General features: G+C 68.6%; 24 protein-coding genes. 12 read left to right on the top strand and 12 right to left on the bottom strand.

The features are described from left to right. The first annotated feature begins 4 nt into the window (after positions 1 to 4). Both rplI and bmt read left to right on the top strand, forming a co-directional pair. Complete coding sequence (gene rplI / locus Q5Y72_RS07260; protein ID WP_305962736.1) at positions 5 to 589, top strand: 50S ribosomal protein L9; 585 nt, start codon at positions 5 to 7, stop codon at positions 587 to 589. 161 nt (positions 590 to 750) lie between these two features. Continuing rightward, positions 751 to 1,761 (top strand): betaine--homocysteine S-methyltransferase, encoded by a 1,011-nt coding sequence (bmt, locus tag Q5Y72_RS07265; RefSeq protein WP_305962737.1) that lies wholly within the window; start codon positions 751 to 753, stop codon positions 1,759 to 1,761. On the opposite strand, the gene Q5Y72_RS07270 is transcribed toward bmt, so the two are convergent. Next, positions 1,758 to 2,837: a PA0069 family radical SAM protein gene (locus Q5Y72_RS07270; RefSeq protein WP_305962738.1), complete on the bottom strand. Its 1,080-nt coding sequence runs from the start codon at positions 2,835 to 2,837 to the stop codon at positions 1,758 to 1,760. The genes bmt and Q5Y72_RS07270 overlap by 4 nt on opposite strands. Before the next feature lie 142 nt (positions 2,838 to 2,979). Between Q5Y72_RS07270 and Q5Y72_RS07275 the strand changes: the two genes are divergently transcribed. Then, the gene (locus tag Q5Y72_RS07275) at positions 2,980 to 3,681 is read left to right on the top strand and encodes a cobalamin B12-binding domain-containing protein (protein ID WP_305962739.1); all 702 of its coding nucleotides are present in this window, start codon (positions 2,980 to 2,982) and stop codon (positions 3,679 to 3,681) included. 100 nt (positions 3,682 to 3,781) lie between these two features. Continuing rightward, a complete protein-coding gene (gene yghU / locus Q5Y72_RS07280; RefSeq protein ID WP_305962740.1) occupies positions 3,782 to 4,645 on the top strand; it encodes a glutathione-dependent disulfide-bond oxidoreductase in 864 nt (287 codons plus the stop codon). Between the two features lie 126 nt (positions 4,646 to 4,771). Here yghU and ilvC read toward each other — a convergent pair whose 3' ends face one another. Further along, positions 4,772 to 5,794 (bottom strand): ketol-acid reductoisomerase, encoded by a 1,023-nt coding sequence (gene ilvC / locus Q5Y72_RS07285; RefSeq protein WP_305962741.1) that lies wholly within the window; start codon positions 5,792 to 5,794, stop codon positions 4,772 to 4,774. A 128-nt stretch (positions 5,795 to 5,922) separates the two neighbouring features. On the opposite strand from ilvC, the gene Q5Y72_RS07290 reads away from it, so the two are divergent. From Q5Y72_RS07290 to Q5Y72_RS07300, 3 genes are all read left to right on the top strand, one after another. Further along, the gene (locus tag Q5Y72_RS07290; protein ID WP_305962742.1) at positions 5,923 to 6,378 is read left to right on the top strand and encodes an Lrp/AsnC family transcriptional regulator; all 456 of its coding nucleotides are present in this window, start codon (positions 5,923 to 5,925) and stop codon (positions 6,376 to 6,378) included. Further along, positions 6,375 to 6,842, top strand: coding sequence for an Lrp/AsnC family transcriptional regulator (locus tag Q5Y72_RS07295; protein WP_305962743.1), 468 nt, complete (start codon positions 6,375 to 6,377; stop codon positions 6,840 to 6,842). Before Q5Y72_RS07290 ends, Q5Y72_RS07295 begins: the two co-directional genes overlap by 4 nt. A gap of 204 nt (positions 6,843 to 7,046) precedes the next feature. Continuing rightward, positions 7,047 to 7,460 (top strand): pore-forming ESAT-6 family protein, encoded by a 414-nt coding sequence (locus Q5Y72_RS07300; RefSeq protein WP_305962744.1) that lies wholly within the window; start codon positions 7,047 to 7,049, stop codon positions 7,458 to 7,460. A gap of 116 nt (positions 7,461 to 7,576) precedes the next feature. On the opposite strand, the gene Q5Y72_RS07305 is transcribed toward Q5Y72_RS07300, so the two are convergent. From Q5Y72_RS07305 to phhA, 8 genes are all read right to left on the bottom strand, one after another. Then, positions 7,577 to 8,839, bottom strand: coding sequence for an AI-2E family transporter (locus tag Q5Y72_RS07305; protein ID WP_305962745.1), 1,263 nt, complete (start codon positions 8,837 to 8,839; stop codon positions 7,577 to 7,579). 102 nt (positions 8,840 to 8,941) lie between these two features. Next, the gene (locus tag Q5Y72_RS07310; protein ID WP_305962746.1) at positions 8,942 to 10,168 is read right to left on the bottom strand and encodes a saccharopine dehydrogenase family protein; all 1,227 of its coding nucleotides are present in this window, start codon (positions 10,166 to 10,168) and stop codon (positions 8,942 to 8,944) included. A gap of 37 nt (positions 10,169 to 10,205) precedes the next feature. Next, entirely contained in the window at positions 10,206 to 11,306 is a 1,101-nt protein-coding gene (locus Q5Y72_RS07315) for a carboxynorspermidine decarboxylase (protein ID WP_305962747.1), read from the bottom strand. A gap of 158 nt (positions 11,307 to 11,464) precedes the next feature. Further along, complete coding sequence (locus Q5Y72_RS07320) at positions 11,465 to 11,851, bottom strand: hypothetical protein (RefSeq protein WP_305962748.1); 387 nt, start codon at positions 11,849 to 11,851, stop codon at positions 11,465 to 11,467. 9 nt (positions 11,852 to 11,860) lie between these two features. Next, the gene (locus Q5Y72_RS07325) at positions 11,861 to 12,712 is read right to left on the bottom strand and encodes a DUF6478 family protein (protein ID WP_371930788.1); all 852 of its coding nucleotides are present in this window, start codon (positions 12,710 to 12,712) and stop codon (positions 11,861 to 11,863) included. Next, a complete protein-coding gene (gene ilvD, locus Q5Y72_RS07330; RefSeq protein ID WP_305962750.1) occupies positions 12,652 to 14,385 on the bottom strand; it encodes a dihydroxy-acid dehydratase in 1,734 nt (577 codons plus the stop codon). Before ilvD ends, Q5Y72_RS07325 begins: the two co-directional genes overlap by 61 nt. Positions 14,386 to 14,445: 60 nt before the next feature. Beyond that, entirely contained in the window at positions 14,446 to 14,784 is a 339-nt protein-coding gene (locus Q5Y72_RS07335) for a 4a-hydroxytetrahydrobiopterin dehydratase (RefSeq protein WP_305962751.1), read from the bottom strand. Positions 14,785 to 14,794: 10 nt separating this feature from the next. Continuing rightward, the gene (gene phhA / locus Q5Y72_RS07340) at positions 14,795 to 15,586 is read right to left on the bottom strand and encodes a phenylalanine 4-monooxygenase (RefSeq protein WP_305962752.1); all 792 of its coding nucleotides are present in this window, start codon (positions 15,584 to 15,586) and stop codon (positions 14,795 to 14,797) included. A gap of 118 nt (positions 15,587 to 15,704) precedes the next feature. Here phhA and Q5Y72_RS07345 point away from each other — a divergent pair, with 118 nt between their 5' ends. Further along, positions 15,705 to 16,166, top strand: coding sequence for an Lrp/AsnC family transcriptional regulator (locus Q5Y72_RS07345; protein WP_305962753.1), 462 nt, complete (start codon positions 15,705 to 15,707; stop codon positions 16,164 to 16,166). Here Q5Y72_RS07345 and cls read toward each other — a convergent pair. Beyond that, positions 16,161 to 17,597, bottom strand: a complete 1,437-nt coding sequence (cls, locus tag Q5Y72_RS07350; RefSeq protein ID WP_305962754.1) for a cardiolipin synthase — start codon at positions 17,595 to 17,597, stop codon at positions 16,161 to 16,163. The two genes, Q5Y72_RS07345 and cls, sit on opposite strands and share 6 nt — an antisense overlap. 78 nt (positions 17,598 to 17,675) lie before the next feature. Here cls and accD point away from each other — a divergent pair, with 78 nt between their 5' ends. The 3 genes from accD (at position 17,676) to Q5Y72_RS07365 (ending at position 21,058) form a co-directional block, all read left to right on the top strand. Next, positions 17,676 to 18,626, top strand: coding sequence for an acetyl-CoA carboxylase, carboxyltransferase subunit beta (gene accD / locus Q5Y72_RS07355; RefSeq protein WP_305962755.1), 951 nt, complete (start codon positions 17,676 to 17,678; stop codon positions 18,624 to 18,626). 107 nt (positions 18,627 to 18,733) lie between these two features. Further along, the gene (locus tag Q5Y72_RS07360; protein WP_305962756.1) at positions 18,734 to 20,005 is read left to right on the top strand and encodes a bifunctional folylpolyglutamate synthase/dihydrofolate synthase; all 1,272 of its coding nucleotides are present in this window, start codon (positions 18,734 to 18,736) and stop codon (positions 20,003 to 20,005) included. Positions 20,006 to 20,137: 132 nt separating this feature from the next. Continuing rightward, positions 20,138 to 21,058 (top strand): Hint domain-containing protein, encoded by a 921-nt coding sequence (locus Q5Y72_RS07365; RefSeq protein WP_305962757.1) that lies wholly within the window; start codon positions 20,138 to 20,140, stop codon positions 21,056 to 21,058. Positions 21,059 to 21,080: 22 nt separating this feature from the next. Here the strand turns inward: Q5Y72_RS07365 and zapE are convergent, their stop codons facing one another. After that, entirely contained in the window at positions 21,081 to 22,205 is a 1,125-nt protein-coding gene (gene zapE / locus Q5Y72_RS07370; RefSeq protein ID WP_371930798.1) for a cell division protein ZapE, read from the bottom strand. Between the two features lie 131 nt (positions 22,206 to 22,336). Between zapE and Q5Y72_RS07375 the strand changes: the two genes are divergently transcribed. Continuing rightward, positions 22,337 to 22,972: a 5'-methylthioadenosine/S-adenosylhomocysteine nucleosidase gene (locus Q5Y72_RS07375; RefSeq protein WP_305962758.1), complete on the top strand. Its 636-nt coding sequence runs from the start codon at positions 22,337 to 22,339 to the stop codon at positions 22,970 to 22,972. Positions 22,973 to 23,031 lie beyond the last annotated feature (59 nt).

The raw sequence follows: 23,031 nt of genomic DNA on the forward strand, positions 1-23,031 counted from the left end.
GAACATGCAAGTCATCCTGCTGGAACGCGTGGCCAAGCTGGGCCAGATGGGCGAAATGGTGAAGGTCAAGGAGGGCTATGCCCGCAACTTCCTGCTGCCCCAGGGCAAGGCGCTGCGCGCCTCGGACGCCAACATCGCTGCCTTCGAGACCCGCAAGGTCCAACTGGAGGCCCGCAACGCCGAATCGAAGGCCGACGCCCAGAAGGTCGCCGACAAGCTGGACGGCCAGACCTTCGTGGTCATCCGCTCGGCCTCGGATGCGGGTGCGCTTTACGGATCGGTGACGACCCGTGACGCGGCCGAAGCGGCGACCGAAGCCGGCTTCACCCTTGATCGCAAGCAGGTCGTGCTGCGCGCGCCGATCAAGGATCTGGGCCTGCATGACGTCAGCGTCGTGCTGCACCCCGAGGTTGAGGCGACGATCACGCTGAACGTCGCCCGCTCGGCCGAAGAAGCCGAGTTGCAGGCGCAGGGCAAGTCGATTCAGGACCTGGCCGCCGAAGCCGACGCCGAGGCCGAATTCGAGATCGCCGAACTGTTCGACGACATCGGCGGCGCCTCGGACGACGAGGGCGACGACCGCAACTGATCCTTGCGATCCGACGTTATCCGACCGCGCCGGCGATCCCGGCGCGGTTTTTCGTTTGCCGCGCAAGAAATTGTTTCGCGCGCCACGCCCGTTTACCATCGTCCCGGCATGCGACAGCCTGCGCGTCGCGCCCGCCGATCCGCCTCACCAGGGAAGCCGCCATGTCCGACCCGCTGACCCGCCTCCTCGCCGACCGCGACTGGTTGCTGGCCGATGGCGCGACTGGCACCAACCTGTTCAACATGGGGCTGGAGGCCGGCGAGCCGCCGGAGTTCTGGAATGCCGATCATCCCGACCGCATCCGGGCGCTGTATCGCGGCGCGGTCGAGGCCGGCTCGGACCTGTTCCTGACCAACAGCTTTGGCGGCAACGCCAGCCGGCTGCGGCTGCACAACGCCCAGCACCGGGTGGCCGAGGTGAACCGCCTCGCTGCCGAACTGGGTCGCGAGGTCGCCGATGCCGCCGGCCGGACGGTGATCGTCGCGGGCAGCATCGGCCCGACCGGCGACATCATGGCCCCGATGGGAAGCCTGACCCACGCGCTGGCGGTCGAGATGTTTCACGAACAGGCCGAGGCGCTGAAGGCCGGCGGCGCGGATGTGCTGTGGGTCGAGACGATCAGCGCCGCCGAGGAATACAAGGCCGCCGCCGAGGCCGCGCGGCTGGCCGACATGCCCTGGTGCGGCACCATGAGCTTTGACACCGCCGGTCGCACGATGATGGGCGTCACCTCGGCGCAGCTGTCGGCGCTGGTCGAGAAACTGCCCAACCCGCCGGTCGCCTATGGGGCCAATTGCGGCGTCGGCGCCTCGGACCTGCTGCGCACGGCGATGGGCTTTGCCGCCTCGGGCAGCGAACGGCCGATCATCGCCAAGGGCAATGCCGGCATCCCGCGATTCGAGGCGGGCCACATCCATTACGACGGCACGCCCGATCTGATGGCCGATTACGCCTGCCTCGCCCGCGATCTGGGTGTGCGGATCATCGGCGGCTGCTGCGGCACCATGCCCGCGCATCTGCGCGCCATGCGCGCGGCGCTGGAGACCCGCCCGCGCGGACCCCGCCCGACGCTGGAGACGATCACCGACCGGCTTGGCGGCTTCAGCTCGACCAGCGACGGCACCGATGACGGCGGACCCAGCCGCGAACGGCGCGGCAGGCGGCGCGGCTAGAACAGCGACAGCTGATCGCCCGCGCGCGGCGGCGGACCGAAGCGGCTGCAATCCAGCGGCGGGCCGCCCTCGCGATAGCCAAGCCGCCTGCGCGCCAGCCGGAACCGCTGCAAGGCCAGCTGCGCCTCGACGCCCTCGCCCCTGAATCGGTGGCCGAATCGCGGATCGTTGTCGCGCCCGCCGCGCATCGCCTGCACCCTGTTCATCACATGCGCGGCCATGCCGGGGCGGTGCCGGTCCAGCCAGTCGCGAAACAGCGGCGCCACCTCATGCGGCAGGCGCAGCGGGATCATGCTGGCGGTGGTGGCACCCGCCTCGCGCGCGGCGGCCAGGATCGCCTCGATCTCAGGCTCGGTGAGGACCGGGATCACCGGCGCCACCATCACCCGCACCAGAACGCCGGCCCGCGACAGGTCGCGAATCATCCGCAGCCGGGTGGCGGGCGCCGGCGCGCGGGGTTCCAGCGCGCGGGCCAGCCCGGCATCCAGCGTGGTCACGCTGACGCCCACCGCCGCCTGATCCTTCGCCGCCATCTCGGCCCACAGGTCCAGATCGCGCAGCACCGTCTGGCCACGCGTCACCAGCGTCGCCGGATGGTTCCAGTCGCGCAGCACCCGCAGGATGCCCGGCATGATCGCCAGCCGCGATTCGACCGGCTGGTAGGGGTCGGTATTGGTCCCCAGCGCGATCGGCGCGGGCCGATAGGAGGGCCGCGCCAGTTCCCGTTCCAGCAGCCGCGCGGCGTCGGGCTTGGCGGTGATCCGCGTTTCGAAATCCAGCCCCGGCGACAGCCCCAGATAGGCGTGGCTGGGCCGGGCATAGCAATAGACGCAGCCATGTTCGCAGCCGCGATAGGGGTTGATGGACCGGTCGAAGGCAATATCGGGCGAGCTGTTGCGGGTGATGATGCTGCGCGGCTGTTCGGTCACCACCTCGGTGCGCAGCAGATGCGCTTCTTCGGGAATGTCCCAGCCATCGCTTTCCCGTTCACGCCGATGCATCTCGAACCGCCCCTCGGGCCGGGTGTCGGCGCCCCGCGCCTTCAGGATCTGGTCAGGATTTCGCGGCGGCAGCATGCGCCGATCATAGAACATAGCCGGAACATCCGCCAGAGATTCGTGACGCAGGTCGCCGCCGATCTGCGCGATGTCGCATTGCGGCCCTCGTTTGCGCGGATTCGGGGCCATTCGGCAAGATACCGCATCACGGAGGCGCGCCATGGCCGAGGAAGAGATCATCCTGTCCGAGCTGAGCGACGAGGATCTGGTCCAGCAGATGATGGACGACCTCTATGACGGGCTGAAGGACGAGATCGAAGAGGGCGTGCACATCCTGCTGGATCGCGGCTGGGCGCCCTATGACGTGCTGACCAGGGCGCTCGTCGCGGGCATGACCATCGTCGGCCACGACTTCCGCGACGGCATCCTGTTCGTGCCCGAGGTACTGATGGCCGCCGGCGCAATGAAGGGCGGCATGGCGATCCTGAAACCGCTGCTGGCCGAGACCGGCGCCCCGCGCATGGGCAAGATGGTGATCGGCACCGTCAAGGGCGACATCCACGACATCGGCAAGAACCTCGTCTCGATGATGATGGAGGGCGCCGGCTTCGAGGTGGTCGATCTGGGCATCAACAACCCGGTCGAGAACTACATCGACGCCGCCCGGCGCGAACAGGCCGACATCATCGGCATGTCGGCCCTGCTGACCACCACGATGCCCTACATGAAGGTGGTCATCGACACGATGAAGGCGCAGGGCATCCGCGACGACTATATCGTGCTGGTCGGCGGCGCGCCGCTGAACGAGGAATTCGGCCGCGCCATCGGCGCCGACGCCTATTGCCGCGATGCCGCGGTGGCGGTGGAAACCGCCAAGGACTTCCTGCGCCGCAAGCACAACCTGCTGTCCGCCCAGGGATAGGCGCATCGGCGCACAGGCCCTGCGCGGGCCCCGCACGTTGAATCCCGGCGATCCCCGGCACATGTTGGCGGGGACAGAGGACAACATGACAGGACATGCGATGAACGACGACTATACGCCGCCGAAGGTCTGGACCTGGAACAAGGAGAATGGCGGAGAGTTCGCCAGCATCAACCGCCCCATCGCCGGACCGACGCATGACAAGCCCCTGCCGGTCGGCACCCATCCGCTGCAACTGTATTCGCTGGCCACCCCGAACGGCCAGAAGGTCACGATCATGCTGGAGGAACTGCTCGAGGCCGGCCATGATGCCGAATACGACGCATGGCTGATCCGAATCGGCGATGGCGACCAGTTCGGCAGCGGCTTTGTCGAGGCCAACCCTAACAGCAAGATCCCGGCGATGATGGACCATTCGGTCGACCCGCCGCGCCGGATCTTCGAATCGGGATCGATCCTGCTGTATCTGGCCGAACGATTCGACGCCTTCCTGCCGCGCGACCCGGGCGCCCGCACCGAGGCGCTGAACTGGCTGTTCTGGCAGATGGGCTCGGCGCCCTTCGTCGGCGGCGGCTTCGGGCATTTCTACGCCTATGCGCCGGTCAAGATCGAATACGCCATCGACCGCTATGCGATGGAAACCAAGCGGCAGCTGGACGTGCTGAACCGGCATCTCGCCGATCGCCGCTTCATGGCGGGGGATGAGTATTCCATCGCCGACATGGCGATCTGGCCCTGGTATGGCCGGCTGACGACGGGCGGGGTCTATGGCGACGCGGACGTGTTCCTTGACGGCGCCAGCTACCAGCATGTCCTGCGCTGGAGCCAGGAAATCGGCACCCGCCCGGCGGTGCGGCGCGGGGTGATGGTCAACAAGACTTCGGGCGAGCCGTCCGAACAGCTGTGGGAACGCCACGACGCCTCGGATTTCGACCTTCGGACACAGGACAAGCTGGACGGCTGACCTGAAAAGAGGGGCGCCGAGGCGCCCCTCCGACATCCGCGGCCATCCGTGACAGCCGCCTTGCCTTGGTCGAAATATCCTCGGGGGTCCGGGGGCAGACAGCCCCCGGCGGTCGCGGGACGCAGATCAGTTCCGCGCCTTGTCGACCATCTTGCCCTTGCTGATCCACGGCATCATCTCGCGCAGCTTCGCGCCGACCTGCTCGATCTGATGCTCGTCATTCATGCGGCGGGTGGCCTTGAACGAGGGCTGGCCGACGGCGTTCTCCTGCATGAAGTCGCGCACGAACTTGCCGGTCTGGATGTCGCGCAGAACCGCCTTCATCCGCGCCTTGGTCTCGTCATAGGGCAGGATGCGCGGGCCGCTGACATATTCGCCGTATTCTGCGGTGTTGCTGATCGAGTAGTTCATGTTGGCGATGCCGCCCTCATAGATCAGGTCGACGATCAGCTTGACCTCGTGCAGGCATTCGAAATAGGCCATCTCGGGCTCGTAGCCGGCCTCGACCAGCGTCTCGAAGCCCATGCGGATCAGCTCGACCAGGCCACCGCACAGAACCGCCTGCTCGCCGAACAGGTCGGTCTCGCATTCCTCGCGGAAATTCGTCTCGATGATCCCCGAGCGGCCGCCGCCGATGGCCGAGCAGTAGGACAGGCCCAGATCCATCGCCTTGCCGCTGGCATCCTGATGCACAGCGACCAGGCAGGGCACGCCGCCGCCCTTGACATATTCGCCGCGCACGGTGTGGCCGGGGCCCTTGGGCGCCATCATGATGACATCGACGCCTGGCTTCGGCTCGATCAGGCCGAAATGCACGTTCAGCCCGTGGGCGAAGGCGATCGCCGCGCCGTCGCGCAGGTTGTCATGGACGTATTTCTTGTAGGTCTCGGCCTGCAATTCGTCCGGCATGGTGAACATGATGACATCGCACCAGGCGGCCGCCTCGGCGATGCCCATGACCTTCAGGCCCTCGCCTTCGGCCTTCCTGGCCGAGGGGCTGCCCTCGCGCAGCGCGACGACGACATTCTTGGCGCCCGAATCGCGCAGGTTCAGCGCATGGGCGTGGCCCTGGCTGCCATAGCCCAGGATGGCGACCTTCTTGTCCTTGATCAGGTTCACGTCGCAATCGCGATCATAGTAAACGCGCATGATGGTTCCTTTCCTCTCCGATGGGCGCCCTTCTAGCCCGCCCTGCGCGTCGCGGATGTTCAATCTTCGCGGGATGTGCAAGAAGATTGCCGATATCATGCCGCAAGATCGACAAGGACGGAAAAATCATGCCCGACGCGACCGATCGCCGTATCCTCCGGCAATTGCTGGCCGATCCCGATGCCGCGACGGCGGCCCTCGCGGCGCGGGCGGGGGTGACGCCGGCCAGCCTGTGGCGGCGGCTGGACAAGCTGCGCGAGACCGGCGTGATCGCGGCGATCCAGTTGCGGATCGACTGGCGCGCTTTGGGCTGGGAGGTCGAGGTCAGCCTGCGCTTCACGCTGGACAAGACCGACCCGCGCGCCTTCGACGAGTTCATCGCCGCCGCCCGCGAGGTCCCCGAAGTGACCGAGATCCAGACCTTCCTGGGCAGCGTCGACCTGCGCCTGTCGGTGATCGCCCGCGACATGGCGCATTGGCAGCAGGTCTATCGCGACCGCATCCTGACCCTGCCGCATGTCTCGGACAGCGAGGCGCTGATGCTGGTCTCGACCATCAAGGACAGCGCCGAGCTTGCGCTGTGAGCGGGCTGGACGCGACCGATCTGGCGATCCTGCGCATCCTCGCGGCAGACGCCACGAAAAGCGCCGCCGAGGTCGGCCGCGCGGTCGGCATCGGCCAGCCCGCGGCCTGGCGTCGCATCCGCAGGCTGGGCGATCAGGGCATCCTCGCCGGGCGCCGGGTGGTGGTGAACAGCGCCGCCCTGGGCTTCGGCGTCACGGTGTTCCTCGGCGTCCGGCTGGCCGCCAAGGGTCGCACCAGCCTCGAGGATTTCGAACGCGCCGTCACCGCCATCCCCGAGGTGCAGACGGTCCAGCATGTTCTGGGCCAGTTCGACTATCGGCTGCGCATCACCGCCCGGGACATCAGCGATTTCGAACGCATCCTGCGCCGCCGCATCATGACCCTGCCCGGCGTCGGACAGGTCGAGGCCAATGTCATGCTGTCCGAGGAGCGCCGCCCCGGCCCGCTGGGCACGCTGGCCTGACGCGGCATCTGTCGCAGACGTGACCGGGCCGGCGGGCATGGGCTTGATCCCGCCGTGCCGCGGGGACGGAATCTGCGGGTTTTCGGCGGCGATCCGCGCCGATTGCCGGGTCCTTCCTGTCCGGCGATCCATCCCCGCCGCTGCGTGTTAGGGCGATGCGAGCGCCGGGAAACGGCGCCGCCTGACGACACAAAGGAGACGATCATGCATCGCCCAATCGCACTGGCCCTCGGTCTTGGCCTTGGCCTGACCGCAACCGCAGCCCTTGCCCAGCAGGAGGCCGCACCGGCGCCGCAACAGCCCGCCACGATGGATGCCGCCACCACCTACGAGGCCGCCCGCAACCAGCTTGGCATCCTGAAATTCTGCGAGGGTCAGGGCCATACCGGCGCCGAGGCCACCGCGAACCAGCAGCGCCTGGTCGCGATGCTGCCGCAGGGCGACGACGATGCCGGCGCCTCGGCCGAGGAGAAGGGCGCCGGGGGGATGGTCTCGATCGCCGGCACCGAGCTGAGCCTCGCCGATGCCGCGTCGAGCCGGGGCAGCAGCGTCGAGGCCCAGTGCAAGCAGATCGAGGCGGCCGTGAACGACGTGGCAAAGCGCCTGCCCGCCGGCTGATCGCCGCCAGCGCACGACCGCTCCCGCGGGGGGCATGGCAGGATGGCAAGGGCGGGCTTCGGGTCCGCCCTTGCCCGATGGCGGGGCGCGCCTTCGGTCCCGGGCCGGTCCCGCTGTCAGGCGCGCGTCGCCCCGTCCGCGGGTTCCGCCGCGGCCTCGGATGCAACAAGCGGGCGGGTGGCGGCGCGGGCCGCGTCCTCGTCCTCGGCGGGGGCGCCGGCCTCGACGATGTCGCGGGCCTCCCCCTCGTCCTCGTCCTCCAGCGCGGGCGGATGCTCTCCGGCGAGGAAATTGCCGAATTTCTCCCACCCCGGCAGATGTTCGGCCAGCACCCGCAGCACCACCAGCACCGGCACCGCGATCACCATGCCGATCACCGACCACAGCCACGCCCACAGCGCCACGGCCAGGAACACGACCACGGCATTCATCTGCAACCGGCGCGACACGAAATATGGCGTGATGAGCTGCCCCTCCAGCGAGGTCAGCGCCAGATAGGTGCCTGCCACCATCGCCGGCCAGAACAGCCCCGGCATCACCACCAGCGCCACCACCCCCGAGATCGCGACGCCGGTGATGGCGCCCAGATAGGGGATGAAGTTCAGAAGGAACGCACCGACCCCGAACAGCAGCGGGCCGGGCATCCCCCAGGCCCACATCGCCATGCCCACCGCAAGGCCCAGGCAGGCGTTGATGACGGTGATCGCGCCGAGATAGCTGCCCAGCGAATCCTCGATCTCGCGCAGGGCGAGATAGGCGGTGCGCTTGTCGCGCATCGTGTCAAAGCTTTGCACGATCTTCAGATACAGAAGGTCGCCCGAGGAGATCATGAAGAACATCAGGATCAGCGTGAACAGCACCTGTCCGACCAGCTGCGGGGTCAGCTTGATCGCGGTCTCGATGGGGCTTTCGCTGTCGCGCTCGACCTTGATGGTCGGCGCGGCTTCCTCGTCCTCGACGACCTGCGCCTTCTCGATCTCCTCGGCGGCCTTGCGGAAATCGCTGATCGATTCGCGCACCGCCTGGAACTTCCGGTCCAGCTGGCTGCTGATGCCGGGAATGTTGGCGGCGGCGCGGTTGATCGGGCCGCTGGCCGCATAGGCGATGATGGCCACCAGCGCAAAGATGCCCAGCGTGACAACCGTGGCGGTCACCACATCGGGCACGCCGCGGCGTTCCGCAAAGCGGCGCAGCGGCGTGAACACGAAGAACAGCAGCAGCGCCATCGTCACCGGCATCAGGAAGTCCCGGCCGGCCGCGACCGCGGCGAAGGCGAGGATCAGGAAGATGCCGATGACGGCCCAGTTGGCCACGCGGGCAGAGGTGCGTCCCTCGGATTGCGAAAGACGCGGAAAATTGCGCCCCACCGGACCTGACATGCTGGCTTCCCCCTCGCGGCCGTCCTGATCGATGGACGGCCAGAGCGGGAAACGCCGGGGGCGTGCCGATTGTTCCGGCCCCACCCGGTCGATGACGCAAGGTCAGATCGGGTTGTCGCCCCGCGCGTCGATCACGCGGCTGGGCAGGCCCATCCGGCCCAGCAGTTCGAGGAAGGGCCGGGGCGGCAGGTCCTCGACATTGGCCATCACCTTCACGTCCCAGATGCCGCGCGCGATCAGGATCGCCGCCGCGACCGGCGGCACGCCGGCGGTATAGCTGATGCCCTGGCTGCCGACCTCGGTGAAGGCGTCCTTGTGGTCGGCGACGTTGTAGATGAACACCTCGCCCGGCTGGCCATTCAGGCTGCCCTTGACCAGATCGCCGATGCAGGTCTTCCCCTCGTAATCCGGCGCCAGGCTGGCCGGGTCGGGCAGCACGGCCTTGACGACCTTCAGCGGCACGACCTCGACGCCCTCGGCGGTGGTGACCGGCTGTTCCGACAGCAGCCCGAGATTCTGCAGCACGGTAAACACGTTGATGTAGTGGTCGCCGAAGCCCATCCAGAAGCGCACATCGGCGTCCTTGTAGCGGGCCGAGAGGCTGTGCACCTCGTCATGGCCCGACAGGTAGGCGGTGCGCTTGCCGACCACCGGCAGGTCCCATTCGCGACCGACCTCGAACATCCGGTTCTCGCGCCATGCGCCGTCCTGCCAGCTGTAGACGGTGCCGGTGAACTCGCGGAAATTGATCTCGGGGTCGAAATTCGTGGCGAACCAGCGGCCGTGACTGCCGGCGTTGATGTCGACGATGTCGATGCTGTCGATCCTGTCGAAATATTCGTCCTCGGCAAGCCGGGCATAGGCATTCACCACGCCAGGGTCGAAACCCGCGCCGAGGATCGCGGTGATCCCGGCCCTTGCCACATCGTCGCGGCGCTTCCATTCGTAATTGCCATACCAGGGCGGCGTCTCGCAGACCTTGGCGGGATCCTCGTGGATGGCGGTGTCGATATAGGCGGCGCCGGCGCGGATGCAGCCTTCCAGAACGCTCATGTTGATGAAGGCGGTGCCGACATTGATGACGATGCCGGCGCCGGTCTGCCGGATCAGCGCCTCGACCGCGGCCGGGTCCATCGCGTCCAGCGCGTGGCTGGCGAAGGGCATCTGGTGGCCCTTCTCGCGCAGCCCCTCGATGATCGCATCGGCCCGGGCCTTCGTGCGGTTGGCGATATGCAGGTCGCCGAATTCCGCCGCCCATTGCGCCAGCTTGTGCGCCGTGACCTGCGCGACGCCGCCCGCGCCGATGATGAGAACGTTCCGTTTGGCCAATGCGGTCTCCTTTCCCGGTGGCAGAGACGGGGGCGCCCTACGAGAGGCTGCCTTTGTAGTCGTCATAGCTGAAGCTGCGGACGGTCCTGATGCTGCCATCCTCGGCGCGGATCGCGATGGCGGGCATCGCCACGCCGTTGAACCAGTTCTTCTTGACCATCGTGTAGCCCGCCGCGTCGGCGATGCTGATCCGGTCGCCGATCCGCAGCGGCCGATCGAACCGCGCCTCGCCGAAGATGTCGCCGGCAAGGCAGGTCTTGCCGGCGATCTGGTAGGCGTGGTCGCCCGCCTGCGGCAGCCTGGCGGTCTCGCGATAGATCAGCAGGTCCAGCATGTGCGCCTCGATGCTGCTGTCGACGATGGCGACGTCCTTGCCGTTGTTGATGAGGTCGAGGACCGAGACCTCCAGCGTGGTCGTGCCGGTGATGCTGGCCTCGCCGGGTTCCAGATAGACCTGCACGCCGAACTTCTGGCTGAACCCCGCCAGCCGGTCGGCAAGCCGGTCCAGCGGATAGCCCTCGCCGGTGAAATGGATGCCGCCGCCAAGGCTGACCCAGTCCAGCCGCTGCAGCAGGTCGCCGAACTCGGCCTCGATCCGGGTCAACTGGTGGTCGAACAGCTCGAAATCGCGGTTCTCGCAATTGTAGTGGATCATCACGCCGCTGATCCGGTCCATCGCCGCATCCAGCCGCGCCATGTCCCATTCGCCAAGCCGGCTGAACGGGCGGGCCGGGTCCGCCAGGTCGAAGCCCGAGGTCGAGAAGCGCGGATTCAGCCGCAGCCCGGTGGTGACGCCCGAGGCCCGATCGCCAAAGCGGTCCAGCTGGCCAAGGCTGTTGAAGATGATCTTGTCGGCATAGGACAGCGCCTCGTCGATCTCGTGATCGGCCCAGGCGACGGAATAGGCATGGGTCTCCTTGCCGAATTCCTCATGGCCAAGGCGCAACTCGTACAGCGAGGACGAGGTGGTGCCGTCCAGATGTTCCCGCATCAGGTCGAAGACCGACCATGTGGCAAAGCATTTCAGCGCCAGCAGCGCCTTGGCGCCCGAGCGGGCGCGCAGCCGGGCGATCCTTTCCATGTTGCCGCGCAGCAGCGCCTCGTCGATCAGGTAATAGGGCGTCTGCGGTAGGGTCATGCGGCATCCCGGGGGCGAAGGCTTTGACGACAAAAGCGAAAGGGCCGATATAGCGAGGCCGGCCGCTTTTCGCAAGGAATGGTAACGGACACATGACGGCCCGGAACGCCGGCCCGTTCGGCGCCGTCAGCCCCGGCGGGCCTGCCACCAGCCCCGCGTCAGCCCGCCGTCGCGAGGCGGCGGAATTCGCGCTTCAGCAGGTCAAGCTCGGCCCGGATCTGCGCCACTTCGGCGGCCAGATCCTCGTCAAGGACGCGCCCCGCCGCCAGGGTCAGCCGCGCCAGCCGCTGTGCGTCCGGTCCGACCGGCGCATCGGGGTCGGCAGCGTCGTCGGCGATCAGCGTCAGGCTGGTCACGCCCTCCGAGATCAGGGCCGCAGGCAGATCGACCCGCAGGGTCCAGCCGCCCCCGGCGCCGTCCGTCAGGACCGCCCCGGCCACCGGCTCGCCGCGCGCCACGAGGCAGACCCTGCCGGGTCGCGCGGGCGCGTCCAGCCAGCCGGTCCAGACCCCGCCGCGCACACCGTGGCTTTCGAAACTGGGCATCGCGCCTCCTTACATGTCGGCGCGCGGATGGCGTGACAGCACCGCGTCGCCGAGCCTGATCGCGTTCATGTAGGGCGCCTCGAAGATCAGGTCCAGCCAGACCTTGTCCACCGGGCGCGACGACATTTCGGCATAGCCGAGGTCGAACTCGGTGCTGCGCCGGCAGTCCGGGCCGTCCACCGGATCGCCCAGTTGCCGCAGCATGGTTTCCGTGTTCGGCCCCTGGGCGACGTTCAGGCGGCCATAGACGACGATCGGCCGTTCGGCATGCAGCGTCACGTCGAGGCGCAGGATATGGTTGCGCGACAGCCCGGCATTGACCCCGTCCGGCAGGTCCAGCGACAGCGCCAGATAGCCGCCCGCAAATCCCATCACCTCCAGCGTCAGGCCGTAGGGCGTCTGGTCGGTGGCCCGGCGGTTGCGATCCTGCTTCAGGATCAGGGCGCGGTTCGGGCAGTCATGGAACAGCACCAGTTCCTCGCCCAGCCGCTGGCCGCTGTCGGGCTCGGCCAGGGTAGACGGGGCGATGCGCCCGCACAGCAGCAGCGGCCTCCAGTGCCAGTCGGTGCCGGGCGGCAGGTCTGTCAGCTCGACCGGCGCGGCATGGCGCGGCAGGCGCGCATCCGACAGTTGCAGGAACCGGGTAACGCTGCGCTGCAAAGCGGCCGCCTCGTCGCACAGTTCGGGCGCGGCCATGCGCCTGCCGCGGGCCAGCGCCTCGGCCTCGGCATCCCATTGGCTGGCCGCAGCCTCGCGCACGAGGCGCGCCAACCAGCCATTCCTGCGCAGCGCCATCGCGGCTATTGATCCATGTAGATGTGGGTTTCGGCGGTGGCGCCGGGATGGGTGACCGCGCCCCATCGCGCGCCGCCCACCAGCCGCGCATATTTCCACAGCGCACCGGCGGCGTAATCGGTGGGTCGCGGCCCGGCCCAAGCCGCCTTGCGGGCCGCAAGCTCGGCTTCGTCCAGATCGACGCTCAGCACGCCCTGCACCGCGTCGATGGTGATGCGGTCGCCATTCCGCAGCAGCGCGATGGGCCCCCCATGCGCCGCCTCGGGCCCGACATGGCCCACGCAGAAGCCCCGCGTGGCGCCCGAGAAGCGGCCATCGGTGATCAGCGCGACCTTCTTGCCCATGCCCTGCCCCGACAGTGCGGCGGTGGTGGCCAGCATCTCGCGCATGCCGGGGCCGCCCGCCGGCCCCTCGTTGCGGATGACGATCACGTCGCCCTCGGCATAGTCGCGGCTCTGGACTGCGGCGAAGGCCTCTTCCTCGGATTCGAAGACCCGCGCCGGGCCGGTGAACAGCTGATCGGCGGCCGGCATCCCGGCCACCTTCACGATGGCCCCGTCCGGCGCGAGGTTGCCCTTCAGCCCGACGACCCCGCCGGTCTGCGACAGCGGCGTGGCAACCGGATGGATCACCTTGCCGTCGGCCTCGCGGGTCACGCGGTCGATCTCGTCGCCGATGGTCCGGCCGGTGGCGGTCATGCAGTCCTCGTGAATCAGGCCCGCCTTGCGCAATTCGCGCATCACCACCGGAACGCCGCCGGCCTCGTACAGATCCTTGGCGACGTAATCGCCACCAGGCCGCAGGTTCACGAAATAGGGCGTGTCGCGGAAGATGTCGCAGACATCGAACAGGTCGAAATCGATCCCGGCCTCATGCGCGATGGCGGGAAGGTGCAGCCCGCCATTGGTCGAGCCGCCGGTGCAGGCGACCACGCGCGCGGCGTTTTCCAGCGATTTGCGGGTGACGATGTCGCGGGCGCGGATGTTCTTCTCGATCAGCCGCATCACCGCCTCGCCCGAGGCCAACCCGTACTGGTCGCGCGACTCGTAGGGCGCCGGCATCCCCGAGGAATTGGGCAGCGCCAGCCCGATCGCCTCGCTGACGCAAGCCATGGTGTTCGCGGTGTATTGCCCGCCGCAGGCCCCGGCCGAGGGGCAGGCCACCCGTTCGAGGATGTCCAGTTCCGCATCGCTCATCTTGCCGGCCTGATGCCGGCCCACGGCCTCGAACACGTCCTGCACCACCACATCCCGGCCGTTCAGCTTGCCCGGCAGGATCGAGCCGCCATAGATGAACACCGAGGGCACGTTCAGCCGCACCATGGCCATCATCATCCCCGGCAGCGACTTGTCGCAGCCGGCAAGGCCCACCAGCGCGTCATAGCAGTGCCCGCGCATCGTCAGTTCGACCGTGTCGGCGATGGCATCGCGCGAGGCGAGGCTGGAGCGCATTCCCTCATGCCCCATGGCGATGCCGTCGGTGACGGTGATGGTGGTGAATTCGCGCGGGCAGCCGCCGCCCTTCTTGACCCCCTGCTTGACCGATTGCGCCTGCCGGTTCAGTGCGATGTTGCAGGGCGCGGCCTCGTTCCAGCAGGTCGCGACGCCGACCCACGGGCTATGGATCTCGTCCTCGGAAATGCCCATCGCGTAGAAATAGCTGCGATGCGGCGCGCGGGCCGGACCTTCGGTGACATGGCGGCTGGGAAGCCGCGACTTGTCGAAACGCGCATTGCTCATCTCATCCCCCCGGTTGCAGGCTTCCCTTGGGATAGACCGGCGCAACCGGAGGAACAAGCGTCAGGCGACCAGCGCGTCCAGGCGGGCGGCGCAGATGAAGTCGTTTTCGGTGAGCCCGCCGGCCTCATGCGTGGTGAAGACCACCTCGCAATAGCCCCAGCCGAAGGTGATGTCGGGGTGGTGGCCCTGCTTGTTGCCCAGCCAGGCGGCAAGGTTGGCCATCTCGACCGCCTTGGCAAAGCCCTTGAAGGCGAACCGGCGGCGCAGCGTGGTGCCATCGTCCGACAACGCCCAGCCGTCCAGTTGCGCCATCATCGCCCGCGCCTGGTCCGCGGTGTAGGGCGCGATGCCACCCTTGCAGGGCTCGCAGGTCTTGTCGGCCAGATTGCATGTGGTCATCTTGTCCTCCTTACGCGGCTTGCTTGGGCGGGTATTTCGGCGCATGCAGCCCCAGCCGCCGCGCCTCGGCGACATCGGCCAGCAGATCGCGTCTCGCCGCGGCGAACAGATCGTCCAGATCGTCGATCACGAAATAGACCGGCTGGTGGATGTCGATGCGATAGGGCGTGCGCAGGATGTCGATGACATCGAAGGGCCGGTGTTCCGGCCCGGCCGAGATCGACCAGGGCAGTTCCGTCACCGAACTTGCCAGCCCCGATCCCAGCGCCTTCAAGGCGCCATTCTCGCGGATCAGCCCGAACTCGATCGAGAACCAGTAAAGCCGGATCAGCCAGCTGTAATCGGCCTTGTCGCAGCGCGTGCCGGCCTCTCCGATGGCCTGGCTGAACCGCGCGAAGGCCGGATCGGTCAGCAGCGGCGTGTGTCCGAAGATCTCGTGGAAGATGTCCGGTTCCTCGATATAGTCGAAATGCTTGCGCTTGCGGATGAAGCTGGCGGCCGGGAAGGTGCGGTCGGCCAGCATCCCGAAGAAGCGGCCAAAGCCGATCAGCGCCGGCACCGGTTCCACCCGCCAGCCGGTCAGGTCGCCCAGCCGGGCGGAAATGTCGGGGCATTGCGGCACCCGGTCGGTCGGCATGTCCAGAAGGTGCAGCCCGTGCAGATACTGCCGCGCCATATGCTGCCGGACGGCCGGCAACTGGCGGGTGATGAGGTCGTGCCAGACCCCGTCTTCCTCGGCGTCATAGGCGATGAAGCCCTGCGCATCGGCGATCTTGGCTTCGTATTCGGTCGATTTGGGCATGAGATGATCCTCCTTGCCCATATTCTACCCTCTTGCGAGAGGATTTCTTGCCTCTGGGGCGGCAATGCGCAAGAATTCAGGTAAGCTATTCTACGCCTCAGGCTTATCGAGAAACCACATGCCCGACCTTGACGAAACGGACAGGCGCCTTCTGCGCTGGCTGCAGCGCGATTCCACCATGTCCACGCAGGCACTGGCCGAAAAGGCCGGGCTGTCGGCCTCGCCGGCATGGCGGCGGGTCAAGCGGCTGACCGAGGACGGCGTGATCCGGCGCCAGGTCGCGCTGGTCGATCCGGCGCGGGCGGGGCTGCACGCGATGGCCTATCTGCAGGTCTCGCTGCTGGAACACACGGAAGACTCGCTGGCCCGGTTCGATCGCTTCGTGCAGACCGAGGACCAGATCGTCGAATGCGCGGCGATCACCGGCACCTCGGATTATCACCTCAAGGTCGTCGCGCCCGACCCCGAGGGGCTCGAGCATTTCATCATGCGTCGGATGCTGGCCCTGGGGCTGGTGCGCGGCACGGTCACGAATTTCGTGCTGCGGCAGACCAAATACACCACCGCGCTGCCGCTATAGCAGCGGCGCGGCCAGCGCCATCAGGTTGTTGCGCATCCGGCGCAGTGCGCTCCAGCCGCGCACCTCGTCAAGGCTGATCTGGCGCGCCCGCGCCAGATAGCTGTCCTGCCGCGCGTCGATGGCGGCGACCGTCTGCGGGTCGAAGACCGCCATGTTGACCTCGTAGTTCAGCTCGAAGCTGCGGCGGTCCAGATTGGCGCTGCCGATCATCGCCATCCGCCCGTCCACGGTGAGGATCTTGGCATGCAGCAGGCCGGGCTGGAACAGCATCAGCCGCACCCCGGCCGCCAGAAGCCCGTAATAGAAGCCCTGGCTGGTTGAGCCCACGACCAGCGAATCGTTGCGCGCGGGCAGGATCATCGTCACCGCCACCCCGCGCCGGGCGGCGGCGCGGATGGCCGCGTCCAGCGCCGCGTCGGGAACGTAATAGGGCGTGGTGATCGTCACCCGGTCGCGCGCCGCATGCAGCATCCCCGACAGGCAGTCCGAGATGCTGCCCGCCCTGAGGTCCGGCCCGGTCGCCACCACCTGCGCATTGACGCCGGGCAGAGCCGCCGCCGGGACGGGCTGCTGCATCTCGCCCAGGTCGCGGCCGGTATAACTCATCCAGTCGGCCAGGAAGACCGCTTGCAGCTGCCGCACCACCGGACCCTCGACCTGCACCAGAATGTCGACCCAGGGTGCGAAGCGCGGCTTGATCGCGAAGGCCATGTCGGCGCAGTTCCGGCTGCCGGTCATCGCCAGACGGTTGTCGACGACGACCACCTTGCGGTGGTTGCGCAGGTCCAGGCGGCGGAACAGGATGCTGATGAAGGGCAGCCCCCAGGGAAAGGCGGTCACGCACTCCACCCCCGCCTGCTGCATCTGCGGCCACAGCGCCGACCGGACCAGCGCGCGCGAGCCAAGCGCATCCACGATCACCCGGCAGGCCACGCCGCGCTGCGCCGCCCGCGCCACCGCATCGGCCACGCGGCTGCCGCTGTGATCGGGCAGCCAGATGTAGAACAGCACATGCACATGGTCGCGCGCGCCATCGACCGCCTGGACCAGCCGCTCGATCGCCTGATCGCTCTCCTCCAGCAGTTCCAGCCGGTTGCCCGCCAGCGCATCCATCCCGCCCACCGCGGCATTGGCGGCGACCACCGGCAGGTCGACGGCAGCCGGCTCGGCGACGACATGAGGGCTGGGCAGGCGCAGACCGGTCAGCCGGTCGCGGACATCGGCCATGCGCTGCACCTCGGCCTGGTTCATCCGCACCTCGCCGAACAGCAGGTAGGCGATGATCCCCAGGACCGGCACCGCCTCGATCACCATGATCCAGACCAGCCGCGCCGACGGCTCCATCCGCGGCCGCAGCAGCACGCGGGCGGTGAAGGCCAGCGCGGCGGACCAGTGCAGAAGGACGAAGACCGAGGCCCACATGCCGCGCATCATCCGCGCCCGCCGCGACAATTGCAATTCCCCCCCGTCCGGCCTATCTGGGGCGGGAAACGGACAGGGATGCCCGCGATGAACTGGATCACCAACTACGTCCGCCCGCGCATCAATTCGCTGTTCTCGCGCCGCGAGGTGCCCGAGAACCTGTGGACCAAATGCCCCGAATGCGGAACCATGCTGTTCCACCGCGAGCTGACCGACAATCTCAACGTCTGCACCAACTGCGATCACCACATGGCGATCAGCCCGCGCGAACGCTTTGCCGCGCTCTTCGACGGCGGCGCCTTCGTCGAGGTGAGGGTGCCGGAACCGGTCGCGGATCCGCTGCAGTTCCGCGACCAGAAGAAATATCCCGAACGCATGAAGGCCGCCCAGAAGTCCAGCGGCGAGAAAGAGGCGATGCTGGTGGCTGAGGGCGAGATCGGCCGCACGCCGATCGTCGCCGCGGCCCAGGATTTCGGCTTCATGGGCGGCTCGATGGGCATGTATGTCGGCAATGCGATCATCGCCGCGGCCGAACGCGCGGTGAACACCCGCCGGCCGCTGGTGCTGTTCTCGGCCGCGGGCGGCGCGCGCATGCAGGAAGGCATCCTGTCGCTGATGCAGATGCCGCGCACCACCGTCGCGGTCGAGATGCTGCGCGAGGCGGGCCTGCCCTATCTCGTGGTCCTCACCCACCCGACCACCGGGGGCGTCACCGCCAGCTACGCGATGCTGGGCGACATCCAGATCGCCGAACCCGGCGCGCTGATCTGCTTTGCGGGGCCCCGCGTGATCGAACAGACCATCCGCGAAAAACTGCCCGAAGGCTTCCAGCGCGCGGAATACCTGCTCGAACATGGCATGCTGGACCGGGTGACCCATCGCGGCAAGCTGCGCGACGAGCTGATCTCGATCCTGCGGATGCTGGGCCGGATGCCCGCCCCCACGCGCGGCGACCTGCCGGCCCCGCAGGCCGATCCCGCCCGCACCCTGACCCCGCCGCGCCCGAACGGCGCCGACCTTCCCGGCCCGGCCCGCTGACCCGCCGCCCCATCCGGCAACCCGACCCTGCCATCCGCCGTCCCGCATCTTCTGTGCGCAAATATCCTCGGGGGACCGGGGGCAGACAGCCCCCGGCGTGATCTGACATGAGCCAGTCCGACGCCATTCTCGACCGCCTGATGGCCCTGCATCCGAAGGTCATCGACCTGTCGCTGGACCGGATGCACCGGATCCTTGCCGCGCTCGATCATCCCGAACGCCGCCTGCCGCCGGTGATCCACATCGCCGGCACGAACGGCAAGGGCTCGACGCAGGCGATGATCCGCGCCGGGCTCGAGGCGGGCGGCCACCGCGTCCACGCCTATACCTCGCCGCATCTGGCGCGCTTCCACGAACGCATCCGCCTTGCCGGCGCCCTGATCGACGAACCCGCGCTGGCCGCGGCGCTGGCCGAATGCGAGGCCGCCAATGCCGGCCGGCCGATCACCTTCTTCGAGATCACCACCGCCGCCGCGCTCCTCTGCTTCTCGCGCGTGGCGGCGGATTTCACCCTGCTCGAGGTCGGGCTGGGCGGCAGGCTGGACGCCACCAACGTCATCGACACGCCCGCGCTGACGGTCATCACCCCGGTCAGCATCGACCACACGCAATATCTGGGCGAGACGCTGGCCCTGATCGCCGGCGAGAAGGCCGGCATCATCAAGCCGCGCGTGCCCTGCATCGTCGGCCCCCAGCAGGACGAGGCGCTGCGGGTGATCGAGGCCCGCGCCTCGGGGCTGACCGCGCCGCTTTTCGTGCACGGCCAGCACTGGATGGGCGCGCCCGACCGCGACGGGATGATCTACCAGGACGATCACGGGCTTTGGGACCTGCCGCTGCCGAACCTGCCCGGCCCGCACCAGATCCAGAACGCCGGCACCGCGCTGGCCGCGCTGCGCCATCTGGGTGCCGGCGACGCGATGGCCCGCGCCGCCGTCACCCGCGCCGAATGGCCCGCCCGGATGCAGCGCCTGTCGCGCGGTCCGCTGGTCGAGGCGGCGGGGGGGCAGGCCGAATTGTGGCTGGATGGCGGCCACAACCCCGCGGGCGGCGCGGCCGTCGCCGCGACCCTCGCCGCGATGCCGCCCCGGCCCACCCATCTGGTCTGCGGGATGCTGAACACCAAGGATGTGGCCGGCTACCTCGCGGCGCTGGCGCCACAGGTGGCCAGCCTGACCGCCATCGACATCCCGGGCGAGCCCAACACCCTTCCCGCCGCCGCCACCGCCGCTGCCGCGGCCTCGGTGGGCATGCCGGCGACGACCGCCGCCGATGCCGCCGACGCGATCCGCGCCATCGTCGCGGCCGAGCCGCGCGCCCGCATCCTGATCGCCGGCTCGCTGTATCTCGCCGGCCGCGTGCTGCGGGAGAATGCCTGAAACGACCCGAGCACCTGTCCTTTTGGACAGGTTCGGCGGCGCCGTGCGAAAAGCGGCTGAATGCGCCGGCGCTGCCCGCTAACAGAGGGCAGACCGTTCGTATCGGACGAACCTGCCAACGGAGCCACCGCCATGCCCGTCGTCACCATCTCGATCTACATGACCCCCGTGACCCGCGGCACGGTGACGGCGAACTCGACGCTGGTCCGGATCGCCATCGACGACCAGGACGGGGACGGCGCGATCAGCCGGGACGAGTGGCAGGCCTTCACCGGCAATCAGAGGGGCCAGATCGCGGGCGACACCACCCCGCCGGGCCTGTGGAACGGGTCCACCGGCGCGCTCGGCAACAATTCGACCGGAACGCTCTACACGCCGACACCCTTCAGCCGCGGCGCCGATGTCGGCAGCCTGCTGAACGCCTATTCGAAATCCGGCTTCCGGCCCACCATCGCATCGCTCAACGTCTGCTTCCTCGCCGGCACGATGATCGCCACGCCCGGCGGCGAGGTGGCGGTCGAATCACTGCGGCCCGGCGATCTGGTGCTGACGCGCGATCACGGCCCGCAGCCACTGGTCTGGACCCATGCGACCCATGTCACGCCCGCCGATCTGGACCTCGCCCCCAACAAGAGGCCGATCCGCATCCGTGCGGGCGCACTTGGCCGGGGACTGCCGCGCCGCGATACCGATGTCTCGCCGCAACATCGCGTTCTGGTGGCCGATGCCGAGGGGGGCGAATACCTGATCTCGGCCCGCCACCTGATGAAAAGCGGCGCGCCCGGCATCGGGCTGCGTCCGGGGGCGGGCGCCTTCGACCTGGTCCATATCGCCTTCGCCGCTCACCAGGTGGTGATCGCCGAGGGCGCGCCGATGGAATCCTTCTATACCGGCAGGATGGCGGTGCGCGCCCTGTCGGTGGCGCAGCGTCTCGGCCTGATCGCCTGCTTCCCGGCCATCGCCACCGGCGAGAACCCGATGACCCCGGCGCGGCCCTTCATCGGCCATCGCGACCTCGCGCGCATCCGGGCCGCGCCGGCAGCGGCGGGCTGAGCCCGCGCACGCGCAGGCGCCCTCAGTCCCGGGCCGGCGCCGCGCCCCAGCCCGCGCCCTGCATCTCGCGCAGCCGGCTGGCCGTGCGCTCGAATTCGAAACTGCCCTCGCCTTCGTTGTACAGCTGTTCGGGCTCGTCGGCGGCGCTGGCGATCAGCCGCACCCGCGCCTCGTACAGCGCGTCGATCAGCGTCACGAAGCGCTTGGCCTCGTTGTAGTTCGAGGCCGACAGGCGCGGGATGCCGTCGATCATCAGCACCCGTACCGCGTCGGCAAGCGCGAGGTAGTCGGCCGGCCCCAGCGGCTTGCCGCACAGCTCCCAGAAGCCCGACCGGGCGACACCGTCGGCAAAGGCCGGGATGCCGACCGCCCGGCCCTTGACGGTGATCTCGTGCGGAGCGGGGGTGCTGCCTTCGGTCAGGTCGGCCCAGATCTCGTCCATCCGCGCCCGCGCCGCGTCATTGGCCGGGTTGAACCAGACCTGCCCGCCGATGTCGCGCCCCTGCCGGTGATCGGTCTCGCTGTCGAGGCAGACGATTTCCATCCGCTCGCGGATCAGCGCGATGAAGGGCAGGAACAGCTGCCGGTTCAGACCGTGCTTGTACAGATCCTCGGGCGCGCGGTTCGAGGTGGTCACCACGACGACGCCCTGATCGAACAGTACCTGGAACAGCCGACCCACGATCATCGCGTCGGCGATGTCGGTGATCTGCATCTCGTCAAAGCACAGCAGCCGGACCTGCCGCGCGACATCCATCGCGACCGGCCGCACCGCGTCCTGGTCGCCGCGCTTGCGCGCCGCCTCCAGCCCGGCCTGGATCTCCTGCATGAAGGCATGGAAATGCACCCGGCGGCAGGCCACCGGCGCGGCCTCGGCCATCAGGTCCATCAGCATCGACTTGCCGCGCCCGACGCCACCCCAGAGATACAGCCCGCGCACCGCCGCGCCACCGGGGGCCGAGGCCGGGTTGCCCACCCCCAGGAACGCCCGCCAGGCCGAGCGTGGCCGCGCCTCGACGGCGGCCGGGGCGCGTTCCAGATCGTCCAGCACCCGGTCCATCTGCGGCAGGATGGATTGCTGGGCCGGATCGGGGCGCAGGTCTCCCTGTGCCACGCGCTGACGGTAAACTTCGCTGAGCTTGCCCATCAGCAGCACCTGCCACAGCGGCAAAGCCCGCCGCAAGTGGCGAAATGGCGCCCTTGACCGGTGCGGCGGCCGCGTGGCACCCCTGCGCCACGCTGCGCCGCGCGCGCCCCACGACGCCGACAGGACCGCCCATGACCCCGCCCTTTCGCCCAGACATGATCGCCGGCCGACAGGTTCTGTTCGTGATGGCGGCAGAGCCTGAATACGGCGCCGACCTCCGCGCCCGCATCGCCCCGCTGATCACCGGGATCGGTCCGGTCGAGGGCGCGGTGCAGCTGAGCGCCGCGCTGTCGCGGATGCCGCAGCCGCCCGATTTCGTCGTCTCCCTCGGCTCGGCCGGGTCGAACCGGCTGACGCAGGGCGAGGTCTACCAGGTCAGCGCGGTGGCCTATCGCGACATGGACGCCTCGGCCCTGGGGTTCGAGCGCGGGCGCACCCCGCTTCTGGACCTGCCGGCGCGGATCGCGCTGCCGCACCGGATCCCCGACCTGCCGACCGCGACGCTGTCGACCGGCGCCAATGTCGTCAGCGGCGCGGGGTATGGCGGCATCGACGAGGACATGGTGGACATGGAAACCTTTGCCCACCTGCGCGCGGCGCAACATGCCGGGGTGCCGCTGATCGGGCTGCGCGGCATCTCGGACGGGGCCGGGGAATTGCGTGGCATGGCCGACTGGACCGAATATCTGCACCTGATCGACACGCGGCTGGCGCGGGCTGTCGACCTGCTGGCAGAGGCGCTGGCGCAGGGCAGGCTGGCGGGCTGAGGCCCCGCGCTTGTCCTTGGCAGGCCAAGCGCCTACACCCGTTTCCCGGACCACAAGCA

The sequence above is a fragment of the Paracoccus spongiarum genome, assembly GCF_030732095.1.
Lineage (GTDB): Bacteria > Pseudomonadota > Alphaproteobacteria > Rhodobacterales > Rhodobacteraceae > Paracoccus > Paracoccus spongiarum.